General features: G+C 73.5%; 9 protein-coding genes and 1 pseudogene. 6 read left to right on the top strand and 4 right to left on the bottom strand.

Features of this window, described 5'->3' with window-relative positions; genetic code table 11:
• Positions 1–13 precede the first annotated feature (13 nt).
• From ACO1BR_RS02400 to ACO1BR_RS02385, 4 genes and pseudogenes are all read left to right on the top strand, one after another.
• Positions 14–316, top strand: a pseudogene (locus ACO1BR_RS02400) (acyl-CoA dehydrogenase family protein); the annotation flags it as partial.
• Positions 313–759 carry a MaoC family dehydratase gene (locus ACO1BR_RS02395; protein WP_426793353.1) on the top strand — a complete coding sequence of 149 codons (447 nt, stop codon included), beginning with the start codon at positions 313–315 and terminating at the stop codon, positions 757–759. The pseudogene ACO1BR_RS02400 and the gene ACO1BR_RS02395, both read left to right, overlap by 4 nt.
• The gene (locus tag ACO1BR_RS02390; protein ID WP_426793352.1) at positions 756–1,919 is read left to right on the top strand and encodes a lipid-transfer protein; all 1,164 of its coding nucleotides are present in this window, start codon (positions 756–758) and stop codon (positions 1,917–1,919) included. Before ACO1BR_RS02395 ends, ACO1BR_RS02390 begins: the two co-directional genes overlap by 4 nt.
• A gap of 253 nt (positions 1,920–2,172) precedes the next feature.
• Entirely contained in the window at positions 2,173–2,709 is a 537-nt protein-coding gene (locus ACO1BR_RS02385) for a SigE family RNA polymerase sigma factor (protein ID WP_159509340.1), read from the top strand.
• Positions 2,710–2,793: 84 nt separating this feature from the next.
• Here the strand turns inward: ACO1BR_RS02385 and ACO1BR_RS02380 are convergent, their stop codons facing one another.
• Together ACO1BR_RS02380 and ACO1BR_RS02375 are read right to left on the bottom strand one after the other, a co-directional pair.
• Positions 2,794–3,513 carry a response regulator gene (locus tag ACO1BR_RS02380; RefSeq protein ID WP_426793351.1) on the bottom strand — a complete coding sequence of 240 codons (720 nt, stop codon included), beginning with the start codon at positions 3,511–3,513 and terminating at the stop codon, positions 2,794–2,796.
• Positions 3,510–8,081 (bottom strand): HAMP domain-containing protein, encoded by a 4,572-nt coding sequence (locus tag ACO1BR_RS02375; protein WP_426793350.1) that lies wholly within the window; start codon positions 8,079–8,081, stop codon positions 3,510–3,512. The genes ACO1BR_RS02380 and ACO1BR_RS02375 overlap by 4 nt, the downstream gene beginning before the upstream one ends.
• A 165-nt stretch (positions 8,082–8,246) precedes the next feature.
• On the opposite strand from ACO1BR_RS02375, the gene ACO1BR_RS02370 reads away from it, so the two are divergent.
• Together ACO1BR_RS02370 and ACO1BR_RS02365 are read left to right on the top strand one after the other, a co-directional pair.
• On the top strand, positions 8,247–10,157 hold the full coding sequence (locus ACO1BR_RS02370; RefSeq protein ID WP_426793349.1) for a SpoIIE family protein phosphatase: 1,911 nt from the start codon (positions 8,247–8,249) through the stop codon (positions 10,155–10,157).
• Between the two features lie 204 nt (positions 10,158–10,361).
• Positions 10,362–12,017: a long-chain fatty acid--CoA ligase gene (locus ACO1BR_RS02365; RefSeq protein WP_426793348.1), complete on the top strand. Its 1,656-nt coding sequence runs from the start codon at positions 10,362–10,364 to the stop codon at positions 12,015–12,017.
• A 49-nt stretch (positions 12,018–12,066) separates the two neighbouring features.
• Here ACO1BR_RS02365 and ACO1BR_RS02360 read toward each other — a convergent pair whose 3' ends face one another.
• Both ACO1BR_RS02360 and ACO1BR_RS02355 read right to left on the bottom strand, forming a co-directional pair.
• On the bottom strand, positions 12,067–16,119 hold the full coding sequence (locus tag ACO1BR_RS02360) for a PAS domain-containing protein (RefSeq protein WP_426793347.1): 4,053 nt from the start codon (positions 16,117–16,119) through the stop codon (positions 12,067–12,069).
• 192 nt (positions 16,120–16,311) lie between these two features.
• The coding region (locus ACO1BR_RS02355; RefSeq protein ID WP_426793346.1) for an SSI family serine proteinase inhibitor at positions 16,312–16,668 on the bottom strand (357 nt) is incomplete at its 5' end.

Here is a 16,668-nt window from a genome sequence, read left to right as displayed (position 1 = left end):
CACGGAGGAGCAGCGGGCCGCCGACGCGTACAGGGACACCGAGGCGATCCGGCTCACCGCCCACGAGGCGGCCTGGCGGCGGGACGCGGGGCGGGACGCCGGGACGCATGCGCTGACCGCGGCCTGGTGGGCGTCCGAGGCGGGTACCCGCGTGGTGCACAGCGGTCAGCATCTGCACGGCGGCATCGGCGCCGACGTCGACCATCCCGTACACCGGCCCTTCCTCTGGGGGCGGCAGCCGGCCGCGTACTTCGGGTCGGGGGCCGAACTCCTCCAAGACATGGGCGAGTTGCTGACGAAGGAGGAACAGGCGTGAGCCTCCCTGCGAGCGATGGCACGGGCGCACCCGTCGCTGCCCCGGGCGACGAGCTGCCGCCCCTGACGCTCCCCATCACCCGCACCCTGATCGTCTCCGGGGCCATCGCCTCGCGGGACTACCAGGACGTGCACCACGACGCCGAGGCGGCCAGGGAGAAGGGCTCCCCGGACATCTTCATGAACATCCTCACCACCAACGGGCTGGTCGGCCGCTACATCACCGACCACTTCGGCCCCCGGTCCGTCCTGCGCAAGGTCGCCATCCGGCTCGGCGCGCCCAACTACCCGGGAGACACCATGGTGTTGCGCGGTACGGTCACCGCCGTCGACGGCGACACCGCCCACGTGCGGGTCACCGGCGCCAACGGCCTCGGCCACCACGTCACCGGCACCGTCGTCGTCTGTGTCCCCGCCGCCGAGGGCCGGGCGGCCACCCGATGACCCTCCACCGCCCCGACGCGCTCGGCGGCCGGGCCGCCATCGCCGGCATCGGCGCGACGGAGTTCTCCAAGGACTCCGGCCGCAGCGAGCTCAAGCTCGCCGTCGAGGCCGTGCACGCCGCCCTCGACGACGCCGGGCTGACCCCGGCCGACGCCGACGGCCTGGTCACCTTCACCATGGACACCAATCCGGAGATCACCGTCGCCCAGGCGGCCGGCATGGGTGAGCTGTCGTTCTTCTCCCGCGTCCACTACGGAGGCGGTGCGGCCTGCGCCACCGTCCTGCAGGCGGCCCTGGCGGTCGCCACCGGGCTCGCCGAGGTCGTGGTCTGCTACCGCGCCTTCAACGAGCGCTCCGGCCGCCGCTTCGGCTCCGGCGTCCAGCAGCGCGAACCGTCCGCCGAGGGCACCGCGCTCGGCTGGAACCTCCCCTTCGGACTGCTCACCCCCGCCTCCTGGGTGGCCATGGCCGCCCAGCGCTATCTGCACACCTACGGCCTGACCCCGGACGCCTTCGGCCATGTCGCGGTCACCGACCGCCGCCACGCCGCCCGCAACCCGGCCGCGTACTTCCACGGGAAGCCCATCACCCTCGCCGACCACGCCGCCTCCCGATGGATCGTCGAGCCGCTGCGCCTGCTGGACTGCTGCCAGGAGACGGACGGCGCGCAGGCGATCGTGGTGACGTCCGCGGAGCGGGCCCGCGACCTCCCGCACCCGCCCGCGCTGATCACGGCGGCGGCGCAGGGAGCCGGCCGCGCCCAGGAGCAGATGACCAGCTTCTACCGCGACGACCTGACCGGCCTGCCCGAGATGAACGTCGTCGCCCGCCAGCTCTGGCGCACGTCCGGGCTCACCCCCGCCGACATCGACGTCGCCATCCTCTACGACCACTTCACCCCGTTCGTGCTGATGCAGCTGGAGGAGTTCGGCTTCTGCGGCCCCGGGGAGGCGGCCGGCTTCGTGGCCGCCGACAGCCTCCCGCTCAACACCCACGGCGGCCAGCTCGGCGAGGCGTATCTGCACGGGATGAACGGCATCGCCGAGGCGGTGCGCCAGCTCCGCGGCACCAGCGTGAACCAGGCCGGCACCCCAGCCCACGCCCTGGTCACGGCCGGTACGGGCGTCCCCACCTCGGGGCTGGTCCTGGGCCGGGCGTAGTGCGGGCGGCCGCCGTCCCCCGCCGTGGGCGATCCCGGTGGTCCGGTCGCGGCCTCCCCCGCCGGGGCGTCCGTACCCTCGGCGCTCCCGGGGTCATTCCGACGCCGACCCCTGGGACAGACCCTAGGGGGACGACGCCTCCGCTCCCCCCTGAGGAGGTGAGGCGGGCCCTACCCGTACAACTTGAGGGGGACGCCGCTTCGGCACCTGGGGCCGATCCATCGGGACCGCCTTCGCTTCTAGCGTTGAGCCCATGACCACGTCTGTGTGCACCAGCGCCTCGACCCCCGCTGTGTTCCCGTCGTTCGCCTCCTACGTACGGGCCCGGGGACCGGTTCTGCTGCGCGCCGCGCGGTCCCTGTCCTCGAACCCGAACGATGCGGAGGACCTGCTCCAGACCGCGCTCACCAAGACCTTCGTGGCCTGGGAGCGCATCGAGGACCACCGCGCGCTGGACGGCTATGTCCGCCGTGCGCTGATCAACACCCGCACCTCCCAGTGGCGCAAGCGCAAGGTGGAGGAGTTCGCCTGCGACGAGCTGCCGGAGCCGGACCCGACGCCGGCGCCCGACCCGGCCGAGCTCCAGGGGCTGCGGGACGCGATGTGGCGTGCGGTGATGCGGCTGCCCGCCCGGCAGCGGGCGATGGTCGTCCTGAGGTATTACGAGGACCTCAGCGAGGCGCAGACCGCCGAGGTCATGGAGGTCTCGGTCGGCACGGTCAAGAGCGCGGTCTCCCGCGCGCTGGCCAAGCTCCGGGAGGACCCGGAGCTGGCCCTCATCGGGTCCTGACCTCGCCGAACCGTTTCGCCGAACCGTTCCTCCGCCGCGGTACCGCCGCGGTGCCGGCCCGGTCCGGCGGCCGTGGCGCCGCCGTTACGGGCCGCGGCCCACCAGCAGCCGGCCCACCCCCTGCTCCAGGGCCGTGATGCGGTCGGCCAGGCCGGCCTGCTCGGCGTCCTTCGCGTCGCGCAGCAGGAGTTCGATCTGGGCGAGCTGGCTGGCGATCTCGGCGAGGCGGGCGGATTCGTCCTGGTCGGCGGGAGGGGACGGCAGCGGGGCGGCGTCCGGCGGGGCGGGCTCCTGCGGTGGTGCGGGGGACGCCGTGGGCGGCAGCGCGGACTCGGCCGGCTCTGCGGCGCGTGCCCCGGACGCCGTCAGCAGGCGCTTCAACTGATCGGCCTGGGCGGCGAGTTGGCGGTTCTTGCGGTGCAGTTCGAGGAAGACGTTGACCTTGGTGCGCAGCAGCCAGGGGTCGAAGGGCTTGATGAGGAAATCGGCGGCGCCGACCGTATAGCCGCGGTAGGCGTAGTTGGGGTCCACGGAGGCGCCGGTGAGCAGGATGATGGGGACGTCCTTCGTCTGATCCAGGCCCTTGATGTTGGCCGCCGTCTCGAATCCGTTCATGCCCGGCATCAGCACGTCGATGAGCACGACCGCGAACTCCTCGCGGAGCATGGCCTTGAGGGCTTCCTCGCCGGAGCGGGCGCGGACGACTTTCTGGGCGAGGGAGCCCAGTACGGCTTCGAGGGCGACCAGGTTTTCCTCCATGTCGTCGACGATGAGAATGCTGGCTGTCTCCTGCGGTGGTGTCATGGCTGCTGCCCTGCCGTTCCCCCGTCGTCGGTTGCGGCGGCGGTGTCAGAGGAGGGGGAGGGGGAGGGGGAGGGGGATTGCGGTTCGGGGTGGTGCTCGCTGTTCTCCGGAGGGTGCGTGGCGGAGCCCACCTCGGGGGCGTCCGGCACGGCGGCGCCCGGCGTGGCGGCGTCCGGCGCGCGGGTCTCGGGGTCGTCCGCCGTCGTCCCGTTCCCCGTCGTCCCGGACGGTGCCGTAACGGCCGTTGCCGTCCCGGACGTTGGCGTACCGGTGACGTCGGAATCCGCCCGGGGAGCCGCGAACGGGCCGTTCGCCGGGTCCAGCAGCCCGCAGATCACCGACAGCAGCCGGTCCACATCCACCGGTTTCGGGATGTAGTCGTTGGCCCCGCTCTCGATGGCCTTCTCGCGGTCGCCCGGCATGGCCTTGGCGGTGAGCGCGACAATGGGGAGGGCGGCGAACCGGGGGGTCCGGCGAATGGCCCGGATCATTTCGTAGCCGTCCATTTCCGGCATCATGATGTCCATCAGGACCAGCGACACATCGGGTGCCCGGTCGAGGACCTCCAGGCCCTCGCGGCCGTTCTCCGCGTATTTCACGCTGATGCCGACCCGGCCGAGCACGTGCGTCAGCGCGAAGACGTTACGGATGTCGTCGTCGACGATGAGGATGCGGCGATCGGCCAGGACGCGCCCGGCGCGTCCGCTCAGCCAGTCCTTGAGCCGGGTGGTCTCGGGCCAGGTGACGTCGCCGCCCTCGGCGGGCCGGACGGTCGTACGGGGGGCGAGGCTCTCCTGGGTGGGGAAGACGTCGCCGTGCCGCGGGGCGAGGGCGGGCGGCGGGCCGGTGAGCTGCTCGGCCAGCACCGGGCGCCCCAGGGCTCCGGTTCCGTTGCCCGGCCCGGCCGTCCTGCCGGTCACGCCCGCCGCGTCGGCCCCGCCGGCCGCCACGGCACCCGCGCCCGGCTGTGCGCCGCTCGCCGCCGGCCGGGGCGCGGACGCCGGGCCGGGCGCCGGGAACGGCCCGGTGTAGCGCGCGGGCACATAGAGCGTGAAGGTCGATCCGACGTCCACCTCGCTCTCGGCCTTGATCCGGCCGCCCAGCAGCGCGGCCATGTCCCGGCTGATGGAGAGGCCGAGGCCGGTGCCGCCGTATTTGCGGTTGGTGGTGCCGTCGGACTGCTGGAACGCCTCGAAGATCCCGTCGAGTTTCTCCGGGGGAATGCCGATTCCGGTGTCCTTGACGGACATGGCGATCACGGCGTCGGCGGTGCGCAGCGGCTCCTCCTCGAAGTCGGTGCCCGGTACGCGTTCCACGATCAGTTCGACGCCGCCGGTGGAGGTGAACTTCACCGCGTTGGAGAGGAGGTTGCGCAGGATCTGCTGGAGGCGCTGCTCGTCGGAGAAGAGTTCTTCGGGGACGTCGTCGCCGACCCTGACGTCGAAGCTGAGGCCGCGGTCGACGGTGAGCGGGCGGAAGGTCGCGCGGACGTAGTCGAGCAGCTTCTTCAGCGGCAGGGCCTTGGGGTGGACGTCCATCCGCCCCGCCTCGATCTTGGACAGGTCGAGGATGTCGTTGATGAGCTGGAGGAGGTCGGAGCCGGCGCGGTGGATGGTGACGGCGAACTCCACCTCCTGCGGGGTGAGATGGCCCTCCGGGTTGTCGGCGAGGAGGCGGGAGAGGACCAGCAGGGAGTTGAGCGGGGTGCGCAGCTCGTGCGACATGTTCGCCAGGAATTCGGACTTGTACTGGGAGGAGGTCGCCAGCAGTGCGGCCTTCTCCTCCAACTCGGCGTTGGTGAGCTGGAGTTCGTCGGAGCGCTGGCGCAGCTCGGCGGTCAGCCGCTGGGACTCCGACAGCAGGGACTCGGTACGGGAGTTGGCGATGATGGTGTTGATGGAGACGCCGATGGTGTTCACGAACTGGTCGATGAAGGCGAGGTGCACCTCGCTGAAGCGGCTGAAGGAGGCCAGCTCGATCACGCCGAGCACCTGGTCCTCGAAGAGGACCGGCAGGATGACGACGCTGGCCGGGGCCGACGCGCCGAGCCCGGAGCTGATGGTGATGTAGTCCGAGGGCACCGCCTCGACGAGGATGCGCTTCTTCTCCATCGCCGCCTGGGTGATCAGGCCCCAGCCGGGGGTGCCCATCCGCAGCCGCGGCAGCGCGCGCCGGCCCTCGGGACGGCCGGTCCCGTACCCGGCGATCAGCTCCAGCCCCTCGCCCGGCTCGGCCCCCGCCTCGGCCAGGAAGAACGCGCCGAACTGGGCGTTCACCAGCGGTGTCAGCTCGCGCAGGATCAGGTCCGCGACCTCGACCAGATCGCGGTGGCCCTGCATCAGACCCGCGATACGGGTCAGGTTGGACTCCAGCCAGTCCTTGGCGCGGGTGGTCTCGCGCAGGTTGGCGACCATCAGGTTGACGTTGTTCTTCAGGGCGGCGACCTCGCCCTGCGCGTCCACGGTGATCGACCCGGACATGTCGCCCTGGGTGACCGCGCTGGCGACCTCGGCGATCGCCCGCACCTGCGTCGTCAGGTTCAGCGCCAGCTCGTTGACGCTGGTGGTCAGCTGCTTCCAGGTCCCGTAGACGCCCTCGACCCGGGCCTGGCCGCCCAACTGGCCCTCGCTGCCCACCTCGCGCGCCACCCGGGTCACCTCGGAGGCGAACGAGGAGAGGGTGTCGACCATCGTGTTGATGGTGGTCTTCAGCTCCAGGATCTCGCCGCGGGCGTCGACGTCGATCTTCTTGGACAGGTCGCCGCGGGCGACGGCGGTGGCCACCTGGGCGATGTTGCGGACCTGGGAGGTCAGGTTGTCCGCCATGGAGTTGACGTTGTCGGTGAGGTTCTTCCAGACCCCGGACACGCCGTGGACCTGGGCGCGCCCGCCCAGGCGGCCCTCGGTGCCGACCTCGCGGGCCACCCTGGTGACCTCGTCCGCGAACGCCCGCAGCTGCTTGACCATGGTGTTCACGGTGTCCTTGAGCTCCAGGATCTCGCCGCGGGCGTCGACGTCGATCTTCTTGGACAGGTCGCCGTTGGCGACCGCGGTGGTCACCTGGGCGATGTTGCGGACCTGCGAGGTCAGGTTCAGCGCCATGGAGTTGACGTTGTCGGTCAGTTCCTTCCAGACCCCGGACACGCCTCTGACCTGAGCCTGGCCGCCTAGGTTGCCCTCGGTGCCGACCTCGCGGGCGACCCGGGTGACCTCGTCGGCGAAGGCGGAGAGCTGGTCGACCATGGTGTTGATCGTCGACTTGAGTTCCAGGATCTCGCCCTTGGCCTCGACGGTGATCGTCTTGCCGAGGTCGCCCTCCGCGACGGCGGTGGCGACCTGGGCGATGTTGCGGACCTGGGAGGTCAGGTTGTCCGCCATGAAGTTGACGCTCTCGGTGAGGTCCTTCCAGACCCCGGACACGCCCCGGACCTGCGCCCGGCCGCCCAGCCGGCCTTCCGTGCCGACCTCGCGGGCGACCCGGGTGACCTCGTCGGCGAAGGCGGAGAGCTGGTCGACCATGGTGTTGATCGTCGACTTCAGCTCCAGGATCTCGCCCTGCGCGTCGACGGTGATCTTCTGGCTGAGGTCGCCGTTGGCCACCGCGGTGGTCACCTGGGCGATGTTGCGGACCTGCCAGGTCAGGTTGGACGCCATGAGGTTGACGTTGTCGGTGAGGTCCTTCCAGACCCCGGACACGCCCCGGACCTGCGCCCGGCCGCCGAGCTGCCCCTCGGTGCCGACCTCGCGGGCCACCCTGGTCACCTCGTCGGCGAAGGCCCGCAGCTGGTCGACCATGGTGTTCACGGTGAGCTTCAGCTCCAGCAGCTCACCGGTGGCCTCGACCGTCACCTGCTGGGTCAGATCGCCGCGGGCCACCGCCGTCGTCACCACCGCGATGTCCCGCACCTGCGCCGTCAGCCGCGACGCCATGGCGTTGACCGCCTCGGTCACGTGCAGCCAGTCGCCGGACAGCCCCTGCACCTTCGCCCGGCCGCCCAGCCGGCCCTCGGTGCCGACCTCCCGGGCGACCCGGGTGACCTCGCCGGTGAACAGCGAGAGCTGGTCGACCATGCGGTTCACCCCGCTGCCCAGGCGGCGCAGATCGCCGCGGAGCTGGCGGTTGCCGTCGTGCAGGTCGACATGCCGGGTCAGATCGCCGTCCGCGACCGCGTCCAGCACCCGGGTGGCCTTGGCGACCGGGACCACCAGCGCTTCCAGCACGGTGTTGGCCGCCTCGACATTGGTCGTCCAGCCGCCCTGGCCGGGGCTCGCGCTGATCCGTTCGTCCAGCCTGCCCTGCCGGATGACCTCGTGGCGTACGCGCTGGAGCTCGGCGGCCAGATGCGCGTTGCGCGCGACGATCTGGGAGAAGACGCCGGTCATGTCGGCGAGCACGCCGTCGGTCGGGGTGCCGTCCTGGGGGCGCTCCACCTGGGCGGTGAAATCGCCGTCCCGCAGGGCGTGCATGGCCGCGAGCAGCGGGCGCAGCTCGCTCGTCCGCACCCACTCTCCGTCGGGGCGGGGAGTCGGGGGAGCAGTGGACCCGGGGCGGGTCGGGTCGAGCGCCATGGCACACCATCCCCCCATGGTCGAGATCGATCTGATCCAGAGCCTGTGAGGAGCCTTCGCCTGTGAGGTGCCTTCGAGCTGGCCGGAACTGATCCAAATGGGCAGATATGTCATAGTATAAAGCGCCTCGTCATTGGACCTTCCCCCAGCGCGCCAGGGGGCGCAGTGGCACCGCTGTCCCCACACACCACGGCTCCTCAGGACATCGAATCGGTGTCCCGCAAAGGGCTGCCGGCGAACCAGCTGGCAGCCGCCGGGGCGCGCCGGTTCGTCCGCACGCTGCTGACCGAACGGGCGGCTGCCCCGGACGCCGCACCGGGCGCCGCGGCCATCAGCCAGGAACTCATCGACCAGGCCGTGCTCCTGGTGAGCGAACTGGTCACCAACGCCGTCATGTACGCCGGGACCGAGATCGACGTGACCTGCCGGCTGGAGTACGGGCAGAAGCCCGCCGCGGGCACCGCAGGGGGGCAGGGCGACGGGAGCGCGCCCCGTGGTCCGGCCACCGTCGCCATCGTCCTCGAAGTCTCCGACCGGCACCCCTCCCGCGTCGTACGCGGCGGGGTCGACGCCCGCAGCGGTGAGCCCGGTTACGGCCTCCAGCTCGTCAGCGCGCTCGCCGAGTCCTGGGGCGTGACGTACCGCAAGGCGACCAAGACGGTGTGGTTCCGGCTGGAGGCCACCGAGGGCGTGCGCGGGATCGAGCACGTCACCTCCGGGCCCCGTCCGCACGCGGCCGAGACCCCGGTGAGCGCGCCCCGCGGCCATGAGCGCCCCCGGCACGGCCACGCCTCCGAATGGGCCGACCGCGGCGGCTCGTCCTTCCTCGCCGAGACCAGCGAACTGCTCGCCGGCCAGCTCGACCAGGACATGGTCACCGCGCTCGCGGCCCAGCTGCTGGTGCCGCGGCTCGCCGACTGGTGCGCGATCTGGCTGAGCGACGAGGGCGGCCAGATGCAGCTCTCCCGCGTCTGGCACGTCGACGAGCGGCGGATCGCCCCGCTCCGCGCCGATCTGGAACGCGACCAGCCCACCGACACCGTCCGTACCGCCGGCACCCCCTGGCCCTGGCCGGAATGCGCCGGCGCGGCCCCCTCCGGCGGCTCGGCGCTGGCCTTCCCGCTGGTCGCCCGCGGCACCGAGCAGGGCGTGCTGCTGCTCGGCCGGGCGGGCCAGCTCAAGATGACCGACACCGTCGTACGGATGGTGGAGGACGTCGCGCGCCGGGTCGCCCAGGCCGTCTACACCGCCCGCCAGTACACCCGCCAGACCACCATCAGCCGGGCCCTCCAGCGCCGCCAGCTGCCCGCTTCGCTGGCCAGCATCGTCGGCGTGGACACCGCGATCGTCTACGAGCCGCACGGCGAGGGGCAGACCGTCGGCGGCGACTTCTACGACATCTTCCCGATGGGCGAGTGCCGCTGGTGCTTCCTCCTGGGGGACGTCCAGGGCAAGGACCCCGAGGCGATGTCGGTGACCGGGCTGGCCCGCCACCTGGTGCGCCTGCTGGCCCGCGAGGGCCACGGGGTGGAGTCGGTCCTCGGGCGGTTGAACCTGGCCATGGCCGAGGAGAGCGCCGAGGCGGTGGAGGTCGGCGGCGAGCAGGCCAGCTCCCGCTTCCTGAGCCTGCTGTACGGCGAACTCGCCGTCGACTCCGGCGTCCCCGGGGCCCGCTGCACGGTCGCCAGCGCCGGCCATCCGCCACCGCTGCACCTGTTCGCCGACGGCTCCGTCGAGCCCGCCTCCGATCCGCAGATGCTCCTGGGCATCGACGAGGGCACCGAGTACCACGCCAGCACCTTCACCCTCGCCCCCGGCGAGACGCTGCTCTGCGTCACCGACGGGGTCACCGAACGCCGGTGTGGCAACTGGCAGTTGGACGACAACGACGGGCTGATCGAGGTGCTGCGCGACGGCTTCGGCCTGGGCGCCAAGGCCCTCGCGGAGCACGTCCGCCGGGCCGCCCACGACTTCGGCACCGGACCCGTGGAGGACGACCTCTCGGTCCTGGTCCTCCAGGCGGTGACCCCGAAGGCGGACCCGGCCACGGGCTCGGAAGAGGCGCTCCGGGTGTGACCGGGAGCGCACCCGGAGGCAGGGCGCCGGTCCCGGACGCACTGCCCGCCGCCCCGTCGGCGGTGTCATCCTTTCGAGCGATACGAACCCGGCCGTTTTCCGGCCGCCGGGGTAAAGAACACGCCACGGAGGCGTGACATACCCAGCGGTATGCCTCGACAATCGCAGCACCACTACCCGCCCGTAACAAGCGGAGGCAACTCGGTGCTCAGCACGATGCAGGACGTACCGCTCACCGTCTCGCGAATCCTCGCGCACGGATCCACGGTCCACGGCGCAGCCGAGGTGATCACCTGGACCGGCGAGGCCGAGCCGCACCGCCGTACCTTCGCCGAGATCGGCCGCCGGGCCGCCCAGCTGGCGCACGCGCTGCGCGACGAGCTCGGCGTGGCCGCCGAGGAGCGGGTCGCCACGCTCATGTGGAACAACGCCGAGCACATGGAGGCGTACCTCGGGATCCCCGCCATGGGCGCGGTGCTGCACACGCTCAACCTGCGGCTGCCGGCCGAGCAGTTGGCGTGGATCGTCCACCATGCCGAGGACCGGGTCGTGCTGGTGAACGGGACGCTGATCCCGCTGCTGGCACCGCTGCTGCCGGCACTGCCCGGGGTGGAGCACGTGGTCGTCGTCGGCGGGGGCGGCGACCGGGGGCTGCTCGCGGAATCCCCGGCCCGGGTGCACGACTACGAGGAGCTGATCGCCGGCCGGCCGGAGCGCTACGACTGGCCGGAGATCGACGAGCGGGAGGCGGCGGCGCTCTGCTACACGTCCGGGACGACCGGCGACCCCAAGGGCGTGCTGTACAGCCACCGTTCGCTGTATCTGCACTCGATGCAGGTGAACACCGCCGAGGCGTTCGCCCTCAGCTCGCGGGACATCACGCTGCCCGTGGTGCCGATGTTCCATGTGAACGCCTGGGGGCTGCCGCACGCCGCGTTCATGGCCGGGGCCTCGCTCCTGATGCCGGACCGCTTCCTCCAGCCCGCCCCGCTCGCCGAGATGATCGAGCGGGTCCGGCCCACCATCGGCGCCGCCGTACCGACCATCTGGCAGGGCCTGCTGGCCGAACTCGACGCCCGCAAGCGGGACGTGGCCTGCCTGCACACCGTCGTCATCGGCGGATCGGCGTGCCCGCCGGCCCTGATGCGCGGATTCGAGGAGCGGCACGGGATCCGGGTCGTGCACGCCTGGGGCATGACCGAGACCTCGCCGCTGGGCAGCGTCTCGCACCCGCCGGCCGGGGTGAGCGGCGAGGAGGAGTGGGCCTACCGCGCCACCCAGGGGCGCTTCCCGGCTTCCGTCGAGGCCCGGTTGATCGGCCCGAACGGCGAGGAGCTGCCCCGGGACGGCGTCGCGGCCGGCGAGCTGGAGGTGCGCGGGCCGTGGATCGCGGGGGCGTACTACGGCGGGGCGCAGGGGGAACCGCTGCGCCCCGAGGACAAGTTCAGCCCGGACGGCTGGCTGCGCACCGGCGACGTCGGGACGATCACCCCGGACGGCTATCTGACGCTGACCGACCGGGCCAAGGACGTCATCAAGTCGGGCGGCGAGTGGATCTCGTCGGTGGAGCTGGAGAACCACCTGATGGCCCACCCCGGGGTCGCGGAGGCCGCCGTGGTGGCCGTACCGGATGAGAAGTGGGGTGAACGGCCGCTGGCGACGGTGGTGTTGACGGACGGTACGGCGATCACGTACGAGGAGCTGCGGGCGTTCCTCGGCGAGCGGATCGCCCGCTGGCAGCTGCCCGAGCGGTGGGCGGTCATCCCGTCGGTGCCGAAGACGAGCGTGGGGAAGTTCGACAAGAAGGTGCTGCGGCGGCAGTACGCGGACGGCGAGCTGGACGTGACCCACCTGGCGTGAGCCGGTCCTCCGGGGCGCTGCGGGGTCCGGTCGCCCGGTCCCCGCACCGTCAGTTCGTACCGATCTTGGCCAGCAGGTCCACGATCCGGCCCTGCACCTCGGCGCTGGTGGAGCGCTCCGCCAGGAAGAGCACCGTCTCCCCGGCGGCGAGCCGCGGCAGCTGGGCCGGGTCCATGTCGGCGGAGGTGTAGACGACCAGCGGGGTGCGGTCGAGCAGCCCGTTGGCGCGCAGCCAGTCGACGATCCCGGCCCGGCGGCGGCGCACCTGCATCAGGTCCATGACGACGAGATTCGGCCGTATCTGCGTCGCGAGCGTGACCGCGTCGGCGTCCGCGCCGGCCCGCGCGACCTGCATCCCGCGCCGCTCCAGCGACGCGGTCAGGGCGCCCGCGATGGCGTCGTTCTGCTCGATCAACAGCACCCGCGGCGCAACCTCCTCGCCGTCGCGCGGGGCGAGCGCCTTGAGGAGGACGGCCGGGTCGGCACCGTACGCGGCCTCGCGGGTGGCCTGGCCCAGACCGGCGGTCACCAGGACCGGCACCTCGGCCGCGCCCGCGGCCTGGCGCAGCGACTGGAGCGCGGTGCGGGTGATCGGCCCGGTCAGCGGGTCGACGAAGAGCGCCGCCGGATACGCGGCGATCTGCGCGTCCACCTCCTCACGGGAGTTGACGATCACCGGGCGGTAGCCGCGGTCGCTCAGCGCCTGCTGGGTGGAGACGTCCGGCGCCGGCCAGACCAGCAGCCGGCGCGGGTTGTCCAGCGGCTCAGGCGGCAACTCGTCGTCCATCGGCGGCTGCTGACGCTCGATCACCTCTATGGCACCGTTCGGGCCGTCCAGCGGCTCGGGGCCCTCGCTGCCCTCGTCGGGTGCCGAGATGGCGAAGGCGCGGCCCTCGCCGGCTTCCATGAGATGCGGCTGCGGCCCCGCCTGCGGCTTGGCGGCCGGCTGCTGCCCGGCGGGCTGGTGGGGCGGCTGGGCGCCGGCCGGCGGGTGCGCCTCGCGCGCGGTGCCCTCGGCGGGCGTACCGCGCTCGCCGTCGCGCGGCGGCGCGGCGAGCTTGCGGCGCCGGCCGGAACCAACGGAGGTGCCGCCGGGCGGCGTACCGCCCGCCGGTGCGGCGCCGGGCTGCGGTGCCGGACGCTGCTGCTCGGCGAGCTGCTGGGCGAACGGCACACCCTGGCCGAGCGTGCGCACGCTGAAGGCCCGGCCCTGGGAGGCGTCCGCCTCGGCCGGCGGCAGCGGCTGCCGGTGCGGGTGGGCCGCGGGCGGACCCTGCGGGGGTACGGGCGCGGCGCCCGGTGCGGGCGGGCCCGCGGCCTCCTCGGCGGGGCTGGGGCGACCGCGCCGGCGGCCCGTGGGGGCGGGACCGGCGGGGGTGCCGGGGCCGCCGTCCGGGGAGGGGGCGATGCCGGGCGCCGAGCCGGTGGCCGTACCGGTCGCCGCGGCCGGTGCGTCCCCTTCGGCGGGCTGCGCGACAAGGCCCTCGGGGCCCGCCACGAACGTGCCGGACGCCTCGGCGTCGGCCATCGCCGCCGCCGCGCGCTCCTCGGCCGCTGCCCGCCGCCCCCGGCGCCGGCCGGTCGGCTCCGCCGGCTCGGCAGCCCAATCGCCTTGAGTCTCAGGGGAGTTGGCGGGGGCGGTCGCCGGCTCGCCGCCGGGCTGCGCGCCGGGCGCCTGCTCCGGTCCGCCGGCCACCGCACGGCGCGCCCGGCGGCGCCCCGTACCGGCACCGTCCTGCGGGCCGGCCGGCTGCCCGGCGGCCGCGGGCAGCGCCGGCACCGGCTGCGCGGCCCGGTCCTGCGGGTTCTGGTCCGCCGCGGCGGGCGGCAGCGCGAACGGCGTACGCGGCCCGGCGGGCGGCTGCGCCGCGGGACCGCCCGGCCGCTGCGGCGCGTTCGGGACCGCGGCCGTGGCGTCCGCCCGGCCCGGTGCCTCGGCCAGCGCCCGGCGCGCCCGCCGTCCCGCCGTCTGTACCGGTCCCAAACCCTGTGGTTGCCCAGGAAGTTGGCCCTGGGCCGGTCCCTGCGGCGGTACCGGCCCGAGCGCCGGCGTCAGCCCGTGCCCCGGCGCAGCGGCGGGCTCCAGCGCGGGTGCCGGACCGGCACCCGGGCCCTGCCCCGGACGCCCGGCGGCCGCCGGTGCCCCGGACGGCAGTGCGGGCAGCGCGGCCCGGCCCTCCGGCGCCGGCCGCGCCCGGCGCCGGCCGCTCGGCGGTACCGCCTCGGCCCCCGCCATGCCCGACGGCAGTCCCGCGCCCTGCGTACCGTCTCCCGCCGGACCCTGCGCAGCCCCGCCCGTACCGCTGCCCGGCGCCTGCTCCGCGCCCGAATGCCGGGCCCGCCGGCGCCCGGTCGGCTGCGCCGCGCCCGTGGCGTCCGGTGCGCCCGCGAGCGGCTCCCCGGCCCCGCCGGTGCCGCCGCGCTGCCCGCGGCCGTCCGTCCCGGGCACACCCCCGGCGGTCGCCGGGCCGCCGGTGCCCCCGCCCGCCGCCTTGTCCTTGCCGCCCTTACCGCCCTTGCTGTCCTTACCGCTCTTGCCACTCTTGCCGCCCGCCGGCCCGTCCGGCGCCGCGTCATCCACCAGCACCGGCAGCTCCAGCACATACGCGCTGCCACCCGCCCCGGCACCGCCCGGCGCCCCCGGCATTTCGTGCGTCTGCATCAGCCCGCCGTGCAGCCGGACGATCCCGCGCACCAGCGGCTCATGGACCGGATCGCCGCCGCTGTACGGCCCGCGCACCTCGATCCGTACGACCTCGCCGCGCTTGGCCGCCGCCACCACGATCGTCGAGTCACCGGCGACCTGCCCCGTACGGCCACCGGCCCCGGCAGCCGCCGCACCGACCGGCATCCGCCCCGTCGAGTCCACCCCCGCGACGTCGGCGATCAGATGCGACAGCGCCTGCGCCAGCCGCTCCGGGTCGACCATCGCCGCTATCGGCGGCGCATGCACCGCGAACTGCGCCCGCCCGGGCCCGATCAGCTCGACCGCGCCCTCCACACCGGCCGCGACCACCGCGTCCAGCGAGACCTTCACGAGGTCGAGCTTCTCCTTGCCGGAGTCCAGCCGCTGGTAGCTCAGGACGTTGTCCACCAGCGTCGTCATCCGGGCGTGCCCGGCCGCGAGATGGTGCAGGATCTGGTTCGCCTCGGGCCACAGCTGGCCCGCCGGGTCGGAGGCGAGAGTGCCCAGCTCACCGCTCAGCTCCTCCAGCGGCCCGCGCAGCGACTGCCCCAGCACCGCCAGCAGCTGGGCGTGCCGCGCCGCCAGCGCGTCGTACGGCCGCCGGTCGGTGAACGTCATCACGGCGCCCACGAGCTGATCGCCGTCCCGCACCGGCGCCGTCGTCAGGTCGACGGACACCGAACGGCCGTCCTTGGCCCACAGCGCCTGCCCGCGCACCCGGTGCTTGCGCCCGGACTTGAGGGTGTCGGCGAGCGGCGTGTCCTCCCACGGGAGCGCCGAGCCGTCCCCCCGCGAGTGGTGGATCAGCGGGTGCAGTTCCTTGCCGCCCAGCTCGCTCGCCCGGTAGCCCAGGATCTGCGCGGCGGACGGGTTGACGAGCACGACCTTGCCCTCGGAGTCGACCCCGACGACACCCTCCGCCGCGGCCCGCAGGATCATCTCGGTCTGCCGCTGCTGGCGGGCCAGCTCGGTCTCGGTGTCCAGCGTCCCGGTCAGGTCCCGCACGACGAGCATCAGCAGCTCGTCGCCGGTGTAGCCGTTGCGGTGGTCGGCGTACGCCGCCTCGAAGGCGGACTCGTACGGGGTGCGGCCGTCCTCCAGATTGGCGCTGGTCACCTCGACCAGCAGCTCGGACCCGTCGGTGCGCCGCGCCACCATCCGCGTCGGCTTGGTCCGGTCCTCGACCTCCTCGTCCCGGCGCCGCATGGAGCCGGGGATGCGCTTGGAGTCGAAGGACGGCAGGAGGTCGAGCAGACCGCGCCCGACGAGGGCCGTGCCCGGCGCCTGGAAGGTCTCCAGCGCGATGGTGTTGGCGTTGACGACCGTGCCGTTGCAGTTGACGAGCAACAGCGCGTCGGGGAGGGCGTCGAGTATGGCTGCGAGGCGAGCAGCGCCTCGGGATGGCCTGCTGCTCACGACGACGCTTCCTCCCTGTTACCGCACCTTGCCGACTCGCCGGGGCGGGTCGCTGGGATGGAGTCTACGGGCACTTCCCCGCGACGCGGAGGCGGATGACGGGGAGGTTATGCCGCGCCACTGCGCGACTCACCGCACGCCCGACATGTGCCCCTCGTCCTGACCTGGCGCGCTACTGCGGCACGAACCGGGTCACAAAGCGGTCGACGGGAGCATGGGTTCGAAGCGGCCCCAGCGTTCGATCTCACACCCATCGGTGCGCCGGAACTCGGCGTTGACGGGGCGCCCCGCCCAGGTCCCCCTGACATGCGCTCTGGCGGGACCGCCGTACATCATCGTGCACCGCGCGCCCTGCGGCACGGGCGCGAACGGGTCGCGGCCCCAGCGCGTCATCCTGTCGAGCTTGGCGCAGGCCCGCGCCGCGTCGAAGTGGTTGCCCCGAGCGGGGTGGCAGTAGAGCTCGAAGGCGCCGTCCGTCCGGGCCGAGCCGGAGCCGGTGACGGTGACGGTGAGGTGGTCGGCGTGGCCGCCGCGGGCCCCGGCGGCCAC

Source organism: Streptomyces sp. YGL11-2 (assembly GCF_050054615.1).
Lineage (GTDB): Bacteria > Actinomycetota > Actinomycetes > Streptomycetales > Streptomycetaceae > Streptomyces.
This window is presented reverse-complemented; position numbering and strand designations above follow the sequence as displayed.